This is a genomic window from Pseudoxanthomonas sp. CCNWLY206-1, assembly GCF_039710385.1.
Taxonomy (GTDB): domain Bacteria; phylum Pseudomonadota; class Gammaproteobacteria; order Xanthomonadales; family Xanthomonadaceae; genus Pseudoxanthomonas_A.
Window position 1 is genome coordinate 947,226 of record NZ_JBDKXI010000001.1, and the last position, 17,450, is coordinate 964,675.

The following is a 17,450-nucleotide window of genomic DNA, read 5'->3' on the forward strand; positions in this document are numbered from 1 at the left end:
TGTACGCCTGCCGGCAGGTCGGCGCAAGCCGGGCACGGAATTTTTCCGATGCTTGGCGGGATTTCCCCGCCGGGCCCGACTTCAACGGTGCGGGAGTAATCCGCTCCCGCCTACCGCCATTGCGCAACCGAGGAAGCCGACCATGTCCAGAACCCTCCATCCTTCATCCCCAGTCCCCTCCCTGCTGGCCGCCTGCGTGCTGCTGCTGTTGTCCGGCCAGGCCGCAGCCATCGACCCGTCCAAGGGCGTCTACCGCATTCCCTACGTCGACAGCACCGAGGTCAAGGTCACCAACGACCACATCAAACACAGCCCGCCTGGCCGTATCGACATGAGCGGCAAGAGTGGCGGTCCTTACAAGATCGTCGCCGCCGCCGACGGCACCATCCGCCACGTCGTCGACGGCTTCAGCGAACGCATCGATTGCAAGGCCAATCCCGACAAACCGCAAAACAACAACTACGTGTGGATAGAACACGCCAACGGCGAGTGGACCAAGTACACCCACATGAAGAAAAGCTCCTCAACAGGCAAAGCCAAACTGAAGGTCGGGCAGTTCGTCAGCGCCGGCACCTATCTGGGCGACGAAGGCGATGTCGGTTGCGCCAGCGGTGATCATCTGCATTTCGAAGTCGGCGTGCCGAAGGCCAGCGGTGGCATCGCCACCACCGGCGGTTTCCTGACCGATAACGACGGCAGCAAGCGCAATCGGATCCCCCGCATCTGCGGGATCGACAAGGGCATGTTCGTCAGCGGCGAAAACTACACCGCGCGCAAGGTACCCGGCGCCATCAAGCCCGGGGCCAAGGAAGTCGCTCGCCACGGCGTGCCCGCCCGCGACTACCAGTGTCTGTTCGACCAAGCGGTCAATGCCGGCTATGCGCTGGAATGGATCGACGGCTTCGATGTCGACGGCAAGGTCTACTACAACGCGGTGTTCCGCCCGAATGCCAATATGGCCTGGAAGGCCTTCCACGGATTGACCGGAGCGCAATACCAACAACGATTCGACGAACTGACTGGCAAGGGTTACCGGCCCTACCAGGTCGAAAGCTACCTGGACCAAGGCAACGTCCGCTATGCGGTGATCTACCGCAAGCAATCGGGTCCTACTTTTTCGGCCTATCACGGACTTTCCGCCAACGAGCATCAGCAACGCATGGATGAGTTGACCAAGGCCGGTTATCGCCCCCGCAACGTCTCGGTGGTCTCTTCTGGCGGTCAACGCCGCTACACCGCGCTATACGAGAAAACCGACATCGGCAGCTGGCAGGCCAAGTCGCAACTGACGGCAGGCGAGTACCAACAGGCCTTCAATGCCAACGCCGAACAAGGGCGACAGATCGTTTACGTCAACGGCTACATGCACGGCGGGCAGCCGTATTTCACCGCGATCTGGAGTTCGAAAAGCGGCGGCACCTACAAGGCCAAACATGGACTCACCAGCAGCCAGTATCAGAGCGAATGGCAAAGCAACACCGGCGCCGGTCTGCTGACCCGCGACGTGACCGGCTACAGCAGCGGCGGCTCTGCGCGTTATGCGGCCATCTGGCGCAAGTGATCCGACTACGACCCGCTCGGCAACGCTGAACCACGCGCGGTCTATGAAGGCTCCAAAAAGGCTCCCGGTGCGCCGGGAGCCTTTTTCCTGACCGTCGATTCCAATTCCGCCAAATGCTCCGAGCGGTTTCGAAGAAGCCAAGCGCCACGCGCTAAGACACCTCAAAAAAAATGGCGGGATTCTCACCCTCACGCCGACTACTGAGATGAGCGACACCCGCGGTCCGGCTGCGAACGAGTTGGACGTTCTCGCTCACGACCTTCACTTCAAGGAGAAAACCATGCACCCGAAAACCGTCGCGGATTCCGCACAGCCACTTCCCCTTCCCTGCCTATCTGGCGAGCAACGAAGATCGAAACCGAACACGCTTCCGTCTCGCCGTGCATGGCGGACTGCCAATGCCGTACTGGCGATCGGGCTCGCCTTGCTGGCCAGTTCCTCCGCGATGGCCGCCGAATGGGCCGCCCGCCACGGCCTGACAGGCGCCCAATACCAGCAAGCGTTCAACGACTACAACAAGAAAGGATTCCGCCTGACTTCCGTTTCCGGCTACGAAAGTGGTGGCAGCGCCCGTTACGCCGCCCTGTGGACCAAGCAGGCAGGCGCCACGTGGAGCGCACGTCATGGCCTGACGCCGCCGCAATACCAGAGCGCTTTCGATGACTTCGCCAAGCAGGGATACCGCCTGACCTTCGTCAATGGCTACGCGGTTGGCGGTAAACCGTACTACGCGGCAATCTGGGAGAAAAAAGCCGGCCCGGCATGGCAGGCGCGCCATGGATTGACCGCCGAACAGTACCAAGTCGCGGTGGCCGACATGTCAAAGAACGGCTTCGCGCTGTCGCACGTCAGTGCATTCAGCCTCAGCGGCTCCCCGCGCTTCGCCGCGATCTTCGAGAAAGGCGGCCCGGCGTGGGTTGCGCGCCATGGATTGAGCCCGGCCGATTATCAGAAAGCCTTCGACGATTTCGCCAAGCAAGGCTATCGGTTGAAAGTGGTCAGCGGTTACAAGCAAGGCGATGGCGACCGCTACGCCGCGCTTTGGGTCAAATCCGGCGGCCCGCAATGGTCGGCACGCCACGGCATCGCCAGCGCCAACTACCAGGCGGTCTTCGACAACTATCGCTACCAGAGCTGGGAGCCCCGCTATATCGAGGCATTCAACTCCTCCAGCGGCGTACGCTTCAACGGCGTGTGGGAGAACACCACGTTCAAGGCCCAGGATCTGGCCCTGATCGAAAACAAAGTGCGTGCCTACATGAAGAAGAACGACATCCCCAGCATGTCGGTCGCCATCAGCAAGGACAAGCGCCTGGTCTACGCCGCGGCTTTTGGCAACGCCAACGTCGAGAAGAACGAACTGGCCGGCCCAGGGCATATCTACCGCCACGCTAGCGTTTCCAAGCTCTTCACCCAGGCCGCCGTGAAGCAGCTCATGCAGAACACCAGCCTGACCGCCAGTTCGAAAATCTTCGGCAACAACAGTGTGCTCGGCGGCCAATACGCCACTCCGGCCAACAACCCGCAGATCGAGGACATCACCGTGGACCACCTGATCCGTCACCGCGGCGGCTTCGTCAACGTCAACAAGGACGGCAAGGCCAGCGACCCGATGTTCGCCTACACCGGCACCGGCCATAAGGGCTTGATCGAATGGACGTTGAAGGAATATCCGCTGGGTTACGCGCCGGGCACCAATCCGGGAGAGGAGATCAAGACGTACTCCAACTTCGGCTACTCGCTGCTTGGGCGCGTCGTGGAAGCACGCAGCGGCAAGAGCTACGAGAGCTATGTCCGCGATACGCTGTTCAAGCCGGCCGGCGCAACCAGCGCGGTGATCGGCGGCGACAAGGAAACCGACCGCAAGCCGAATGAAGTCAAGTACTACGGCAGCGGCGCCTATTCCAGCGTCAAGCCGCAGCGCTTCGATTCGCATGGCGGCTGGATCGCCACGCCCATCGATCTGCTGCGCTTCATGCGCTACGAAACCCTGCTGGGCAATTCGTACGCACACTATGGATCGATGTCCGGCACCAATTCGGTCTACCGCCGTCGCAGCGATGGCTTCGGCTACGTCGCGGCCGCCAATTCCAGCAACGGCGACGTGGAAGAGATCGACGGCATGTTGAAGGACATTGTCGAAGGTGTGTCGAGCTGGCCCAACGTCAATCTGTTCTGAGCTTGTCGGGTCGGCGGCTACCCCGCCGACCCGCCATCCGGCTTGCGGTCTACATACGACCGCCGCCGCGCGCCATTTGACACTTCCCACATCATGTAATAGTTTTAGTTACATGAAATCAGATGACCGCCTTTCCGCCGTCCTGCACGTGCTGCTGCACATGGCGCAGACCGATGATCCGATGACGTCGGAACAGATCGCACGACTGATGAATACCCATCCCGTAGTCGTGCGCCGCACGCTGGCGGGGTTGCGCGAGCTGGGTTGGGTGCGTTCCAGCAAAGGACATGGCGGTGGATGGTTGCTGGCTTGTGATCTGGCCCGAATCAGCCTGCTGGATGTGCACCGCGCCTTGGGCACCTCCGCCCTATTGAAGATGAGCCCGTTGAATGAGCGGCCCGAATGCGATGTGCAGGCGGCGGTCAACGTTGCGCTCAACGATGTCATGCGTGAAGCCGAAGCATTGCTGACCGCGCGCTTGAGCGAAGTAACCCTGGCCGACCTGGCCGCGGATTTCGGGCGACGTGCCGCTTCACGTTCGTCTGATCAGACTGGAGTCCACGAACATGCAGATTGAACCTGACTACGATGCCCTGGTGGTGGGCGGCAGCTTTGCCGGATTGGCGGCCGCAACCTACATTGCGCGCGCCAAGCGACGCGTGCTGGTGGTGGACGGCGGGCAACCGCGCAATCATTTCTCCCCTGCCGCACACGGTTTCCTGGGCCATGACGGACTTCCGCCTGGCGAGATCCTTGCCACAGCACGCGGGCAAGTGCTCGCCTATCCCAATGCGACACTGCGAACCGGCGAAGTCGTCGCCATCCAGCCTAACGCATCCGGCTTCGATGTTCGTCTCAACGACGGCACTGCGATATCGAGCCGCAAGCTAGTCATGGCTACTGGTTTGCGCGACGAGTTGCCGGCGCTGCCTGGCCTGTCGGAGCGCTGGGGTCGCACGGTGCTGCATTGTCCCTATTGCCATGGCTATGAAACCGGCGGAAGCCCGCTAGGCGTGTTGGCGACGCACCCAATGTCGGCTCACCAAGCCAATCTGGTGCATGACTGGGGTTCGGTTACGTTCTTCACGAACGGTGCGCCGCTTCCCGATGAAGAGACCGTCGCCAAACTTATCGCGCGCGGTGTTGTCTTCGAAACCGCACCGATTGCTGCGCTATTGGGCAATGCTCCCGCACTTACTGGTGTGGTGTTGGCGGATGGGCGCGAACTGCCATTGAATGCGCTCTTCGTCGCGCCAGTGCTGCATCAATGTCCGCTGGTCACGCAGTTGCGGTTGGACATGGATGAAAGCCCCACCGGCCCTATCGTTCGCACCGACGAACGCCGCATGACGAGCGTGCCGGGTATTTACGCCGCTGGCGATATCGTTCGTTCAGGGCACAGCGTCAGCTTTGCGGTGGCCGATGGCGTGATGGCTGGCATCTCGTTGCATCAGGCGCTGGTGGCGGAAGCTGCTTGAGGTGGTTCGCGAAACAGCAGTAGCGTGCGCTGCGCCGTCATCCCAGCGAAAGCTGGGATGACGAGCGGGTCGCCCAGGGCTTACTGCTGCCATCAGGTTTTACGAGAGAAAGGTAAGCAAGAGCCTTCCCGCACTGATACCTACGATCAGGCAATGCGCTCGGCACCGCCCATGTACGGGCGCAGCACCTCAGGCACCGTGATGGAACCATCCGCGTTCTGGTAGTTCTCCATCACCGCGATCAGGGCGCGGCCCACCGCAGTGCCGGAACCATTGAGGGTATGCACGGGTTCGGGTTTGCCGGTGGCGGGATTGCGCCAGCGCGCCTGCATGCGGCGGGCTTGGAAATCCTCGCAGTTGGAGCACGAGGAAATCTCGCGGTAGGTGTCCTGCGACGGCAACCAGACTTCCAGGTCGTAGGTCTTGCTAGCCGTGAAACCCATATCGCCGCTGCACAGCAGCATGCGGCGGTACGGCAGGCCCAGCTTCTCCAGCACGACTTCCGCGCAGCGCGTCATGCGCTCGTGTTCGTCGTAGCTTTCCGCCGGACGCACGACGGACACCATCTCCACCTTTTCGAACTGGTGCTGGCGAATCATGCCGCGGGTGTCGCGGCCGTGGCTACCGGCTTCAGCGCGGAAGCACAGGGAATGCGCGCTCATGCGTAGCGGCAGCACAGCATCGTCGACGATCACATCACGGACGATGTTGGTCAACGAGATTTCCGAAGTGGAAATCAGATAGCGCTTGGTTTCGCCCACTTCCGTAATGAACAGATCCTCCTCGAACTTCGGCAGTTGGCCCGTGCCGCGCATCGAATCTTCATTGACGATCAGCGGCACGTTGGTTTCTTCGTAACCGTGTTCATTGGTGTGCAAGTCCAGCATGAATTGCGCCAGCGCGCGATGCAGGCGGGCCAACTGGCCGCGCAGCACGGTGAAGCGCGCGCCGGACAGCTTGGCGCCGGCGTCACTGTCCAGCCAGCCGTGGCGGGCGCCGAGCTCCACATGGTCCTTGACCGGGAAATCGAACGCGCGCGGCGTACCCCAGCGGTGCTGTTCGACGTTGCCGCTTTCGTCGTCACCCGGCGGCACGCTGGCATGCGGCAGGTTGGGAATGCCCAGCGCGATGGCTTCGATTTCGCCTCGGATGCGCTCCAGCTCCACTTCCGAAGCCTTCAGTTCATCGCCAAAGCCGGCCACTTCCGCCATCAGTGCTGAGACGTCCTCTCCTTTCGCCTTGGCTTGGCCGATGGCCTTGGAGCGGGTATTACGAAGGTTCTGCAGCTCCTCGGTGCGCTTCTGGATCTGCTTGCGCGCGGACTCCAGCGACTCCAACGCGGCGACGTCCAGGGAATAGCCCCGGCTGGCTTGCAGGCGTTGAGCGAGTTCAGTGGGTTGGGTGCGAAGCAGGACAGGATCGAGCATGTATGCGTGGGGGCTTGAGGTAAGAAGCGGCAATTATCGCCGATATTCTGTGGAAAGCTGGGCGGCGCGCCGCCTCGCCCACTTAACCGTGGCTATGCCAGAATTGCGGGGTCTTCACCGGTGAATCCCATGTCGGCCCCCAGCGAACGCCACGACTCCCATTTCGTCTTCCGCCTGCCCCGCCATGCACTGCGGCTTGCCGCCATCGCGTTCGGCGTCGGCCTGCTGCTGTTCGTTCTCGTCTGGTGGCTGGGCCGCGACAAAGGCTTCTACAAGCCCGAGCCGGTCGTCGCCGGCCCGACCGCCACCGTCGAGGCGCTGCCCGAGCCGCTGACATCCCGCGAAGGCGCCAGTGGCCTGGAAGAAAAGCCCGCGCCCGAAAGCGAGAGCGAACGCCCGCAACTGGTCGAAGAAAAGCCGATGCCGCCGCCACCGCCGGTCATGGCAACAGAAACGCCTGCTGCGCCGCCATCGGCGACCGCCGCGGTCGCTCCTGGCGAAGTGGCAGTGCCGATTCCTGGGCAAACCCCGCCTCCACGGTATCCCGCCACCGCCATGCGTCGCGGCTCGACGGGAACGGTGCTGGTGCGGGTCGAAGTGGGGGTCGACGGCACACCGACCGATGTCCAGGTGGCGAAACGAAGCGGTTCGCGAGATTTGGACCGTGCCGCGATGGAGGCCGTCCGCGATTGGCGTTTCCGGCCGGGCCAGCGCAACGGCCAGCCGGTCACCAGTGTCGTGACGATTCCGATCGATTTCAGCCTGGAGCGGTAAATCCTTCGCGCTGCCCAGGCCAGTTAGCTGAACCTCCGGTTTTTTCCAGACACGCTGTCACTGGCTTGTCACGCAATCGCGACAAAGCCACATGCAAGACTCGACCTACTCCCAATGATCAGGAGGTCTGTGTCGATGTCTTCCAAAGAATTCCGCGAGTATCACCCGACCGAAATGCCGGAAGCGCGGCCTTTGCCGCCAAAAGCCAGCCCCGGTCTGTGGCTGATGCTGATCGGTGCGTTGCTGACCGCAGCCATTTTCTGGATTGCCCAGGACCGTCCCGGCGTGGCGACCGAGCCGGTTGTAACGCAGAAAGTTCCGGCGGTCGAAACGCCACCCCCCCTTCCCGTCGAGAAAAATGTCGACGTCCCGGCAATCGATCCGCCAAAGCCGGCCACCGACCCCGCGGTCGCGGAACGAACCCCTCAGCGCACGTCCCGGATCTCCCGCGAACCCCGCCCGCTGGCCAGCAACGCCGTGCCTGAGTATCCGCCAGCCGCGTTGCGTTCGGGCGTGGGCGGTACCGTCGTGGTGCGTGCCAAGATAGATGCCAGCGGAAAACCGGCCGAAGTGTCGATCGCCAAGCGCAGCGGCAACCGTGACCTGGATCGTGCGGCGGTTCAGGCGGTACGGCGATGGAAGTTCCAGCCGGCATTACGCAATGGCAAAGCAACCGCCAGCGTGGTGAGGATACCGGTGGATTTCAAACCGATTTGATTAAGCGTCTTTTTGCAGGAGCGTTTTGTTCGTAGGAGCGGCGTCCCGCCGCGAGCTCTTCGCAAGTCTGGACAACCTGACGGAAGAGCTCGCGGCGGGACGCCGCTCCTACAAAGCCTAAGCCTCCCACAAAGGCCTAATTTGCTCAGGCCGTCCTCAATCTAAAACCTGCGCGCGTCGCCAGTTCGTCGAAACCGGGGAAGGACGTCGCCACATTGGCGATATCGCCGATACGCACTTCGCCTTGCGCACACTGCGCCGCGACCGCAAACGCCATCGCAATACGGTGATCGCCATGACTGTCGATGGTGCCGGCCCGCATTGCGCCGGGAACGATGGTGGCGCCATCAGGTGTTTCATCCACTTGCAGACCAAGCGCCCGCAAACCGGTGGCCATCGCTGCCAAGCGATCGGATTCCTTCACCCGCAGTTCCGCGGCACCGCGCACCACAGTGGGCCCCTGCGCGCAGGCGGCAGCCACGAACAATGCCGGGAACTCATCGATCATGTCCGGCACGATGGTCTCAGGCACTTCAATGCCATGCAAAGGCGCGTACCGCACAACCAAATCCGCGACCGGCTCGCCACCCTGCTCGCTGCCGTTCTCTTCCACAATATCCGCGCCCATGGCGCGTAGCGCGGTCAGCAAGCCGGTGCGTCGCGGATTCAGGCCTACCGCGCGCAGGCGCAGCTCCGAGCCCGGCACGATGCTGGCGGCAACCAAAAAGAACGCCGCCGAGGAAAAGTCCGCAGGCACGGTGATGTCCGTGGCGCACAGCCGCGGACCGCCGAGCAATCGCGCATAGCCGGGTGAAAAATCGATATCCGCGCCGAACGCAGCCAACATCCGCTCGGTGTAATCGCGGGTCGGATGCGGTTCGCGCACTACTGTTTCCCCTTCGGCATACAGCCCCGCCAGCAGCAGCGCGGATTTGACCTGCGCGCTGGCGACTTCCAGGGTGTAGTCGATGCCGTGCAATGCTTGCCCGCCGTGGATGTGCAACGGCGGCAGGCCGCCTTCCTCGGTATCGATGCGCGCGCCCATCTTCGCCAACGGACCGGTCACGCGTCGCATAGGCCGCTTGGAAAGCGATGCGTCGCCAACCAGCACACTATCGAAGCGCTGCGCCGCCAACAGTCCGGCCAGCAACCGCATGCCGGTACCCGCGTTGCCACAGTCCAAAGGACCATCGGGGGCTCGCAAGCCATCGATGCCTACGCCATGCACGATGCGTTGCGAAGGCGACGGAGTTTCGATGCGAACACCCAGCTTCGAAAAAATGGCCGCGGTAGCGCGCGTGTCTTCGCCTTCCAGGAAACCGTCGATCTTCGACACGCCATCGGCCAACGCCGCGAACATCACCGAGCGGTGCGATACGGATTTGTCGCCAGGGATGTCCAGTTCACCACGTAGCGGTGTGCCGGAGGATGCGATCCAATCTTGCTTTGTCATTGGGGAATCGGGAATGGGGAATAGGGAATAGAGAATCGAAGTGCGGGACGCGGAGATCGGAACGTGGACGACTTTTGCTTTAGCCATTCCCCATTCCCGATTCCCCATTCCCGTTCTACGGCACCGCTACCGGATACGACCCCAGCACCTTGATCTGCGCCGAGTGCTTCTTCAGTTCCGCCAGCGCCTGCTTCATGGCTTCGTCTTCCACGTGGCCGGCCAGATCGATGAAGAAGCCATATTCCCATTTGGCGTGATGCGATGGACGCGATTCGATGCGGTTCATGCTGATGCCGTGGCGGGCAAACGGGCTGAGCACGTCGAACAGCGCGCCGGGCTTGTCGTGGATGAACACCAGCACCGAGGTACGGTCATGGCCCGAGGGCGGAAAGATGCTGCGACCGATGACCAGGAAGCGTGTGGTGTTATCGGCATCGTCCTGGATGGGGCTCATCACCACTTTCTTCAGGCCGTAGACGTGGCCGGCACTTTCCCCGCCGATACTCGCCGCATCCTCGGAATTGCGCGCGCGACGGGCACCTTCCGCGTTGCTCGAGACCGGAATCTTCTCCACATGCGGCAGATTGGCGCGCAACCAGGCCGACGTCTGTGCGAACGATTGCGGGTGCGAATAGATGCGCTCGATGTCTTCGATGCGGCCGCTGCGCGATAGCAGGTACTGATGCACGCGCAGTTCGACTTCACCGCAGATCTTGAGGTTCGAGGTCAGGAACATGTCCAGCGTGATCTGGATGGTGCCCTGCCCTGAGTTTTCCACCGGCACCACGCCGAAATCGGCGTTCCCGTTCTCCACTTCCTGGAATACTTCCTCGATGCTGGCCAATGGCAGGCCATGCGAGGAGCGGCCAAAATGCTTCAGCACTGCTTGCTGACTAAAAGTACCTTCCGGCCCCAGATAACCGATCTTCAGCGGCTGCTGCTGCGCCAGGCAGGCGGACATGATTTCGCGGAAAACATGCACCAGCAGCTCATCGCTCAGCGGACCTTCGTTGCGGTCCACCACCATGCGCAGCACCTGCGCCTCGCGTTCGGGGCGGTAATAGTCCACCGCGGCAGCGAGCTTGCCCTTGGCCTTGCCTACCTGGTGAGCAAACTGCGCGCGCTGAGCGATCAAAGCCTGGATCTGTCGGTCGATACCATCGATCTGATTGCGCACATCGGCGAGCACCGGTGGTGCGGGCACTGATTTGTCGGCTTTCTTGACGCTGGATCCGGCGGTTTTTTTTGTCGCCGGTTTTTTGGGCTTTGCGGCCATAACGCTTTCTGTTCCTTTTCTATCTTCGCCCCTGTAGGAGCGACGTGAGTCGCGATGAGGCTTTACCGGCCTCCATCGCGACTCACGTCGCTCCTACAGACAGAATTGTTTATCCATTTCGCTGCTGGAAATCCCGCATGAACGCCACCAACGCCTGCGCTGCTTCCACCGGCAACGCGTTGTACAGCGATGCGCGGATACCGCCAACCGCCTTGTGGCCTTTCAGCGCCAGCAGGCCGGCCGCTTTCGATTCGGTCACGAAACGCGTGGTCAGTGTTTCATCGGGCAGGAAGAACGGGATATTCATGCGCGAACGCGCATCGGCCGCTACTTCGTTGCGGTAAAAGCCGCCGGAGTTGTCGATGGCCGCATACACCAGCCCGGACTTCACCGTATTGCGTCTAGCGAACTCCATGGCGCCGCCTTCGGCCAGCATCCATTTCACGGTCAGGCCAAGCAGGTACCAGTTCCAGGTCGGCGGAGTATTGAGCATGGAATCCCGCGCGGCATGCGACCGGTAGTCAAAGATGTCGGCGCGTGGCTGCCCGCTGCGCTCCAGCAGGTCGCGTCGAATAATCACCACCGCAATGCCTACGGGCCCGAGGTTCTTCTGCGCACCGGCGTAGATCAGGCCGTACTTCGATATCTCGATGGGCTCGGACGCGATGCTGGAACTGAAATCGGCGAACAACGGCGCCTCGCCTACGTCCGGCGTGCCGCGGAACTCGACGCCATGGATGGTTTCGTTGGCGGTGATGTGCACGTAGGCCGCGCCTGAGCTGAGCTGCCAACTGTCCCGCGCGGGAATCCGGCGGAAGCCGTCCGTTTCGCTGTCGGCAGCCACGTTCACGGTCACATAGGGGCTGGCCTGCCGGATGGCGGTCTTGCTCCAATGACCGGTAACCACATAGTCCGCCACCTGCCCCGGCGAGGCAAAATTGAGCGCCAGCAACGCCTGCTGGCTGGTGGCGCCACCGGACAGAAACAGCACCGCGTAGTCATCGGGGATAGCCAGCAGCGCGCGCAGATCGGCTTCGGCTTCGGCCGCTACCGCAATGAAATCCGCGCTGCGGTGGCTGATTTCCACGATGGACGCGCCAATACCGTTCCAGTCGAGCATTTCCGCCTGGGCCTGTCGCAACACCGGTTCTGGCAGGGTGGCGGGGCCGGCACTGAAGTTGTACGCGCGCGTCATAAGGCACCTGAATGGGGAAAGGCTAGTATGCCGCAGTGCATCGGTTGCAGGGGCAACCAAATCGGTTCTGCAACTCATTTCGCAACGCCCGCACCACCCGACAACCGGGCGCGTATTAACCTTGTTTCAGCAGCGGGCCATAGCGCGAAACCTTTTGCCCTGCCGCGGCCTCTATACAGAATCAGCAACCGAGGAAACCACCATGTCACTTCGCGATGCGCTACGCATTCCTGCCGCGGAAATCACCGACGAATCCGTGTACCGCCAACGCCGCCAGCTGTTGAGTGCGTTTGCGGCGGCCCCGATTCTGGCCATGTCCGGATGCGCAGACGCCGAGCCGCCGGCAGCCCCCAAGACGGCGATCACGCCGGATCAGGCCCGTTCCGGCTTCCGCACGGCCGAGGAGCTGACCCGCTACGCCGATGTCACCAGTTACAACAACTTCTACGAGTTCGGCACCGGCAAGACCGATCCGTCCACCGCCCGCAAGACCTTGCGTATCTCGCCCTGGTCGGTGGCGGTGGGCGGCGAATGTGCCAAGCCCGGCAAGCTGGCGCTGGAAGACCTGGTGAAAGGATTGACGCCGGAAGAGCGCGTCTATCGTCTGCGCTGCGTGGAGGGTTGGTCGATGGTGATCCCGTGGCTGGGTGTGCCACTGGCATCGGTGCTGAAGCGCTTCGAGCCGACGTCCAAGGCCAAGTACGTCGCCTTTACCACGCTGGCAGACCCGACACAGATGCCGGGCATCCGCTATCGGTCCATCAACTGGCCGTACCGCGAGGGCCTGCGCATCGACGAAGCCATGCATCCGTTGACATTGCTGGCCACCGGCCTGTACGGCAAGCCGTTGCCTCAGCAGAACGGCGCGCCGCTGCGACTTGTCGTGCCGTGGAAGTATGGGTTCAAGAGCATCAAGTCGATCGTGGAGATCAAGTTTGTGGAACGCATGCCGGAAACCGCCTGGCACGATCTGCAGCCGTCGGAATATGGCTTTTTCTCCAACGTGAACCCCGCCGTGGATCACCCGCGTTGGAGCCAGAAAACCGAGCGCCGCATTGCCGGCAACGCCAGCAAGCTATTCGCCGAACGCATCCCTACCAAGATGTTCAATGGTTATGCCGAGCAGGTGGCGCCAATGTATGCGGGCATGGATTTGAAGAAGTGGTATTGAGTGGTTGATATGTTCCTGGTGCTTCGCGAAAACGCCGTCGATGCTGGCGTTCTTCGCGCTCCCAGCAGAACCTGCAGAACCCTCGTCCCATTCCCGCAATACGAATAGCAACCAGCCTTTCGGCTGTGCTTCGGCTTAGCCGAAATTCCGGATCGACATGCCCAAGCCCAAGATCTCCCCTTACCTGATCGCCGCCAAGGCCCTGGTCCACGCCCTGGCCTTGACGCCGCTGAGCATCCTTGCCTGGCAGTTCTACGACGTTTGGCAAACCGGCAGCGACGCGTTGGGAGCTGATCCGGTGGCGGAAATCGAACATCGCACCGGGTTATGGGCCTTGCGCCTGTTGATGATCACCTTGGCGATCACTCCACTACGGCAGCTGACAGGCAAACCGGTGCTGATCCGCTTCCGCAGGATGTTGGGGCTGTACGCGTTCTTCTACGCCTGTCTGCACCTGACGGCCTACCTGACGCTCGATCTGCGTGGCTACTGGACGCAAATCTTCGAGGAAATCATCAAGCGGCCCTACATCACTGTCGGCTTCGCCGCGTGGCTGCTACTGGTGCCACTGGCCATCACTTCCACGCAGGGCTGGATTCGTCGGCTGGGTCGCAATTGGGGCAAGTTGCACAAGGCGGTCTACGCCGTGGGCGTGCTGGCGGTTCTGCATTTCTGGTGGCTGGTGAAATCCGACATCCGCGAACCGCTGCTGTATGCCTCGATTCTGGCGGTGTTGCTGGGTTGGCGCGTTTGGAAGAAGGTCAGCGCACGCCGAATAGCAACAGCGCGCTGAGTGCGCCAGCCAGCAACAACGCGGCCAGCAGCAGCCAGGGCCAGCGGCGAACCGATTGGGATAGCGGGCGCTGCACCGGCTGCTTGGGCGGCGCCTCCGCCGGTTCGTCCGTCAGCGGTTCCGCCATGGTGTGCGGCAACCACGGAACTTCGATCACGAAGCGGTGGCGACCATCGAAGACGACTTGGTCGCCGGCTTTCAGCAGTGCATCGCGCACAGGCAGCCCGTTGACCAGGCTGCCTTCGGCCGAACCCAGATCACGCAGCAGCACGCGATCGCCACGCAGCTCCAGTTCGGCGTGGCGTTCGGCGAATGCCGGATCGTCGATACGGAGCGTGGCATCGCGCGCGCGGCCGACCGTACAGGGCCGGCACAAAGGAAAGCTGCGGCCATGGTGTTCGCCGCCGATTCCACGCAACACGACGCGAGGGTCTTCAGCCGTGGCCGGATCGGGCGGGGGTACCGCATCGACGCCCTCATGCGCGGCGCGTAGCAGCAATTCCACTCCGTCCACGTACACCGCGTCGCCGGCACGCAGCAGCGACATGCGCTTGACCGGCCGGCCATTGATGTGGACGCCCCGCATGCCGTTGGCGACTTGCAGCCACATGCCGCGCTGGTCCACGCAAATCTGCGCCAACAAGGCGCCCTGTGCGTTATCGCCCACGCCAAGCGTGCCCGCGGCTTCACGCACGACCCGGTGCACGCCCACAGGCAATGGACGGTCGGGCAGTTGTCGATTGGAGAAATGCAGTCGTAGTTTTTCCACGCCGCGGCAGCCTAGCAGGTTGTCGCAAAGCGCACATCATCGGCGTGCCGCGCTGCGACTTGGCCTACACGCTGGACGTGCGCACAATACCTCCTTACGAGAGGAATCCGCATGTCCCACATCGATATTCAGCATCCGCACTCCAAGACTCCCGCCCAGGCCCGCAAAGCGGTGGAAGACGTGGCGAAAAAACTGGCAGAGCGCTTCGACATGGCTTACGAATGGGAAGGCGACACGCTCAATTTCAAGCGCTCAGGGGTCGATGGCCACATCACCGTGCAACCCGAGCAACTGCATGTAACCGCCCATCTCGGTTTTCTGCTGTCGGCGATGAAAGGCCCCATTGAATCGGAAATCCGCCGAGTGCTGGACGAACGGTTCACCTGAGGCGTGTGGTCGGGGTCGCGTCCCCGACGAGCGCGCAATCATTCGCGATTTCGAGGACGTGGCCCAGACCGACCGGCGGCTGGCGGTTTGGGCCTACGCTTCAGTCGAACGGCTGCGGATGTCCCGCGAAGATGCGGCGCGAGATCTCGCGCTCGGACGCTTCGATATCCCGCACGAAGGCCTTGCCGTCCCCCAATGCGGAAAACGCGGCAAAGCCGCGTTCCAGGAAGCCTTGAAGGTCGCCCAAGCCGGTAGCCCGGGCCGGCCCGCGCGACAGTTTCAGCAAGGTGACAACGCCTGGCATGCGGACCGCCTTCGTCAGTCCAATGCCTACGTTGGCGATCAGGTCGATCTGGTGCGCTCGTAGCCGCGCGTGCCCCACTTCGCGATAGGTCTTGGCGTAAAGCTCGACGTCCAGTTTCCTGCGAGTGGGCGCAAGGCGATGGAGCGTTTCCGCCATTCGAAGATCGAGCGCCTGGGTCAGCGCGCCCAGTTCGATGCCGTCGGCCACGGTGCCCAGCACGGCTGCCGGCAACACCCGCTGCATCATCGGCATCACTTTGGCGACATTGGCGTCGCGCCGGCTGAAATCTTGCTCACCGTAGACGTCGGTCAGGAAGAACAAAGCCGCACCGCGGCGTTTCGGATCGCTAAGAAAATGCTCGAAGCTGGTCTCCAGCCGTCGGGCTTGCCAGCGGCGCAGCTCGACCAGCCAGCGCAAGCCGTTGCGCGGCTCGCGGTCGGGATCGTGCAAGGCCTGGTGGCAGGCCAAACGCCGGCCGAGCCGTTGGATCAAAGGGTTATCGCGCGCCATGACTGGCAGATGATCCGGCTCGCTGGCATTGATCGCAACACCCGCGAGCCCATGTCCTGGTCGGCTACACTCGCCAGGTCATCTTTTCGCACAGAATCAGCATGCTTTCACTCCATAGCGCAAGGACACGCGGCAGCGGCGGACGCATTGGTCTCGCCATCGCCGGCGGCGGCCCTATCGGCGGAATGTACGAGCTCGGCGCACTGCGCGCCATGGACGAGGCAATGGACGGTTTGGATCCCACGCGCCTGGACTGCTACGTGGGCGTCAGCTCCGGCGCTTTCCTGGCCGCAGGACTGGCCAATCGCATGAGCACGGCGGAAATCTGTCGCATTTTCATTACCGGCACCAGCGACGACGCTGAATTCCGGCCGGAAACCTTCCTCCGCCCCAACGTGGCCGAGTACCTGCAGCGCGCCGCGCGCATGCCCCAACTGTATGCCGAATGGGGGCGCCGACTGATGCGCAACCCGCGCAAAGCGGTGCGGTGGTCGGACCTGGTGATGCGTTTCGGCGGATTGGTGCCCACTGGACTGTTCGACAATGTGGGCGTGGAAGTCTTCCTGCGCGACGTGTTCAACCGGCGTGGTCGCAGCAATGACTTCCGCGAGCTGGAAGCGGACTTGTTCGTGGTGGCGGTCGACCTGGACAGCGGCGAAGCCGTGCGCTTCGGCGAAGCCGGTTGGGACAACGTGCCGATCTCTCAAGCGGTGCAGGCCAGTTCGGCCCTGCCCGGCCTGTACCCGCCAGTGGAAATCAACGGACGCCACTTTCTGGACGGCGCGCTGCGTCGCACGATGCATGCTTCGACGGTGCTGGAACGCGGCATCGATCTGATGATCGGCATCAACCCGCTGGTGCCATTCGACGCCACGCGCGCCGGACCGCAAGCCGATGAAGCAGAACAAATGGGCCTGGCCAGCGGCGGTCTGCCCGCGGTGCTTTCGCAGACGCTGCGTACCCTGCTGCAGTCGCGCATGCAGATCGGCATGGAGAAATACCCGCACCAGTTCCCGAATATCGATCAATTGGTGTTCGAGCCCAACGCGAACGACAGCGAACTGTTCTTCACCAACCTTTTCAGTTTCTCCTCGCGCCACCGTGTCTGCCAGTTGGCATATCGCAATACGCTGGCCGATCTGCGCCTGCGCGCCGACGTGCTACGCCCCATGCTGGCTGCCCATGGCATCCGGCTGCGGGACGAAATCATCGGCGACCGTCATCGCTCCATTCTGGACGGCTTGGACGTGCCGCCCCGCATGACCGAAACCACGGCGCGCCTACGCCGCGCGCTGGATGACGTGGATCAAGTCATAGCGCAACGCCGAGCAAGATCTGGCAGGCGGGTCGCTTAGAGCGGGAAGCGGCAAAGACACTCGCTTTACCTCCTCCTTTGCTCCTATACGAGGCAAAGACAAAGCGAAAGCAAATCCCCCGTAGCCCCCTTAAAAAGGGG

16 protein-coding genes are annotated in these 17,450 nt (G+C 62.4%); 10 read left to right on the forward strand and 6 right to left on the reverse strand.

Annotated features, from left to right (window positions below; genetic code table 11):
* The first annotated feature begins 142 nt into the window (after positions 1–142).
* The 4 genes from AADW18_RS04060 to AADW18_RS04075 all read left to right on the forward strand — a co-directional run bounded on the left by AADW18_RS04060 (position 143) and on the right by AADW18_RS04075 (position 5,218).
* Positions 143–1,561 carry a peptidoglycan DD-metalloendopeptidase family protein gene (locus AADW18_RS04060; RefSeq protein ID WP_337342055.1) on the forward strand — a complete coding sequence of 473 codons (1,419 nt, stop codon included), beginning with the start codon at positions 143–145 and terminating at the stop codon, positions 1,559–1,561.
* A 280-nt stretch (positions 1,562–1,841) separates the two neighbouring features.
* On the forward strand, positions 1,842–3,740 hold the full coding sequence (locus AADW18_RS04065) for a serine hydrolase (RefSeq protein WP_337342056.1): 1,899 nt from the start codon (positions 1,842–1,844) through the stop codon (positions 3,738–3,740).
* Positions 3,741–3,852: 112 nt separating this feature from the next.
* Positions 3,853–4,317 (forward strand): Rrf2 family transcriptional regulator, encoded by a 465-nt coding sequence (locus tag AADW18_RS04070; protein ID WP_337342057.1) that lies wholly within the window; start codon positions 3,853–3,855, stop codon positions 4,315–4,317.
* A complete protein-coding gene (locus AADW18_RS04075; protein ID WP_337342058.1) occupies positions 4,307–5,218 on the forward strand; it encodes an NAD(P)/FAD-dependent oxidoreductase in 912 nt (303 codons plus the stop codon). Before AADW18_RS04070 ends, AADW18_RS04075 begins: the two co-directional genes overlap by 11 nt.
* A 146-nt stretch (positions 5,219–5,364) precedes the next feature.
* Here AADW18_RS04075 and serS read toward each other — a convergent pair whose 3' ends face one another.
* On the reverse strand, positions 5,365–6,645 hold the full coding sequence (gene serS, locus AADW18_RS04080) for a serine--tRNA ligase (RefSeq protein WP_337342059.1): 1,281 nt from the start codon (positions 6,643–6,645) through the stop codon (positions 5,365–5,367).
* A gap of 129 nt (positions 6,646–6,774) precedes the next feature.
* Here serS and AADW18_RS04085 point away from each other — a divergent pair, with 129 nt between their 5' ends.
* Both AADW18_RS04085 and AADW18_RS04090 read left to right on the forward strand, forming a co-directional pair.
* The gene (locus AADW18_RS04085) at positions 6,775–7,419 is read left to right on the forward strand and encodes an energy transducer TonB (protein WP_337342060.1); all 645 of its coding nucleotides are present in this window, start codon (positions 6,775–6,777) and stop codon (positions 7,417–7,419) included.
* Positions 7,420–7,554: 135 nt separating this feature from the next.
* Entirely contained in the window at positions 7,555–8,136 is a 582-nt protein-coding gene (locus AADW18_RS04090; protein WP_337342061.1) for a TonB family protein, read from the forward strand.
* 145 nt (positions 8,137–8,281) lie between these two features.
* Here the strand turns inward: AADW18_RS04090 and aroA are convergent, their stop codons facing one another.
* The 3 genes from aroA to serC form a co-directional block, all read right to left on the reverse strand.
* Complete coding sequence (gene aroA / locus AADW18_RS04095; RefSeq protein WP_337342062.1) at positions 8,282–9,589, reverse strand: 3-phosphoshikimate 1-carboxyvinyltransferase; 1,308 nt, start codon at positions 9,587–9,589, stop codon at positions 8,282–8,284.
* Positions 9,590–9,704: 115 nt separating this feature from the next.
* Positions 9,705–10,865, reverse strand: coding sequence for a prephenate dehydratase (gene pheA / locus AADW18_RS04100; protein WP_337342063.1), 1,161 nt, complete (start codon positions 10,863–10,865; stop codon positions 9,705–9,707).
* A 109-nt stretch (positions 10,866–10,974) separates the two neighbouring features.
* A complete protein-coding gene (serC, locus tag AADW18_RS04105) occupies positions 10,975–12,060 on the reverse strand; it encodes a phosphoserine transaminase (RefSeq protein ID WP_337342064.1) in 1,086 nt (361 codons plus the stop codon).
* Between the two features lie 202 nt (positions 12,061–12,262).
* Here serC and msrP point away from each other — a divergent pair, with 202 nt between their 5' ends.
* Positions 12,263–13,231, forward strand: a complete 969-nt coding sequence (gene msrP / locus AADW18_RS04110; protein WP_337342065.1) for a protein-methionine-sulfoxide reductase catalytic subunit MsrP — start codon at positions 12,263–12,265, stop codon at positions 13,229–13,231.
* A gap of 157 nt (positions 13,232–13,388) precedes the next feature.
* The gene (msrQ, locus tag AADW18_RS04115; protein ID WP_337342066.1) at positions 13,389–14,024 is read left to right on the forward strand and encodes a protein-methionine-sulfoxide reductase heme-binding subunit MsrQ; all 636 of its coding nucleotides are present in this window, start codon (positions 13,389–13,391) and stop codon (positions 14,022–14,024) included.
* Here the strand turns inward: msrQ and AADW18_RS04120 are convergent.
* Positions 13,993–14,793, reverse strand: a complete 801-nt coding sequence (locus AADW18_RS04120; RefSeq protein ID WP_337342067.1) for an FHA domain-containing protein — start codon at positions 14,791–14,793, stop codon at positions 13,993–13,995. The genes msrQ and AADW18_RS04120 overlap by 32 nt on opposite strands.
* Positions 14,794–14,904: 111 nt before the next feature.
* Between AADW18_RS04120 and AADW18_RS04125 the strand changes: the two genes are divergently transcribed.
* Positions 14,905–15,180, forward strand: coding sequence for a polyhydroxyalkanoic acid system family protein (locus AADW18_RS04125; protein WP_337342068.1), 276 nt, complete (start codon positions 14,905–14,907; stop codon positions 15,178–15,180).
* Positions 15,181–15,280: 100 nt separating this feature from the next.
* Here AADW18_RS04125 and AADW18_RS04130 read toward each other — a convergent pair whose 3' ends face one another.
* Complete coding sequence (locus AADW18_RS04130) at positions 15,281–15,994, reverse strand: hypothetical protein (protein WP_337342069.1); 714 nt, start codon at positions 15,992–15,994, stop codon at positions 15,281–15,283.
* A 101-nt stretch (positions 15,995–16,095) separates the two neighbouring features.
* Between AADW18_RS04130 and AADW18_RS04135 the strand changes: the two genes are divergently transcribed.
* Positions 16,096–17,349 (forward strand): patatin-like phospholipase family protein, encoded by a 1,254-nt coding sequence (locus AADW18_RS04135; protein WP_337342070.1) that lies wholly within the window; start codon positions 16,096–16,098, stop codon positions 17,347–17,349.
* Positions 17,350–17,450 lie beyond the last annotated feature (101 nt).

Coding starts and splice junctions, on each gene's coding strand:
- AADW18_RS04060 (WP_337342055.1), top strand. CDS start 143: ATGTCCAGAACCCTCCATCCTTCATCCCCAGTCCCCTCCCTGCTGGCC.
- AADW18_RS04065 (WP_337342056.1), top strand. CDS start 1,842: ATGCACCCGAAAACCGTCGCGGATTCCGCACAGCCACTTCCCCTTCCC.
- AADW18_RS04070 (WP_337342057.1), top strand. CDS start 3,853: ATGAAATCAGATGACCGCCTTTCCGCCGTCCTGCACGTGCTGCTGCAC.
- AADW18_RS04075 (WP_337342058.1), top strand. CDS start 4,307: ATGCAGATTGAACCTGACTACGATGCCCTGGTGGTGGGCGGCAGCTTT.
- serS (WP_337342059.1), bottom strand. CDS start 6,645: ATGCTCGATCCTGTCCTGCTTCGCACCCAACCCACTGAACTCGCTCAA.
- AADW18_RS04085 (WP_337342060.1), top strand. CDS start 6,775: ATGTCGGCCCCCAGCGAACGCCACGACTCCCATTTCGTCTTCCGCCTG.
- AADW18_RS04090 (WP_337342061.1), top strand. CDS start 7,555: ATGTCTTCCAAAGAATTCCGCGAGTATCACCCGACCGAAATGCCGGAA.
- aroA (WP_337342062.1), bottom strand. CDS start 9,589: ATGACAAAGCAAGATTGGATCGCATCCTCCGGCACACCGCTACGTGGT.
- pheA (WP_337342063.1), bottom strand. CDS start 10,865: ATGGCCGCAAAGCCCAAAAAACCGGCGACAAAAAAAACCGCCGGATCC.
- serC (WP_337342064.1), bottom strand. CDS start 12,060: ATGACGCGCGCGTACAACTTCAGTGCCGGCCCCGCCACCCTGCCAGAA.
- msrP (WP_337342065.1), top strand. CDS start 12,263: ATGTCACTTCGCGATGCGCTACGCATTCCTGCCGCGGAAATCACCGAC.
- msrQ (WP_337342066.1), top strand. CDS start 13,389: ATGCCCAAGCCCAAGATCTCCCCTTACCTGATCGCCGCCAAGGCCCTG.
- AADW18_RS04125 (WP_337342068.1), top strand. CDS start 14,905: ATGTCCCACATCGATATTCAGCATCCGCACTCCAAGACTCCCGCCCAG.
- AADW18_RS04130 (WP_337342069.1), bottom strand. CDS start 15,994: ATGGCGCGCGATAACCCTTTGATCCAACGGCTCGGCCGGCGTTTGGCC.
- AADW18_RS04135 (WP_337342070.1), top strand. CDS start 16,096: ATGCTTTCACTCCATAGCGCAAGGACACGCGGCAGCGGCGGACGCATT.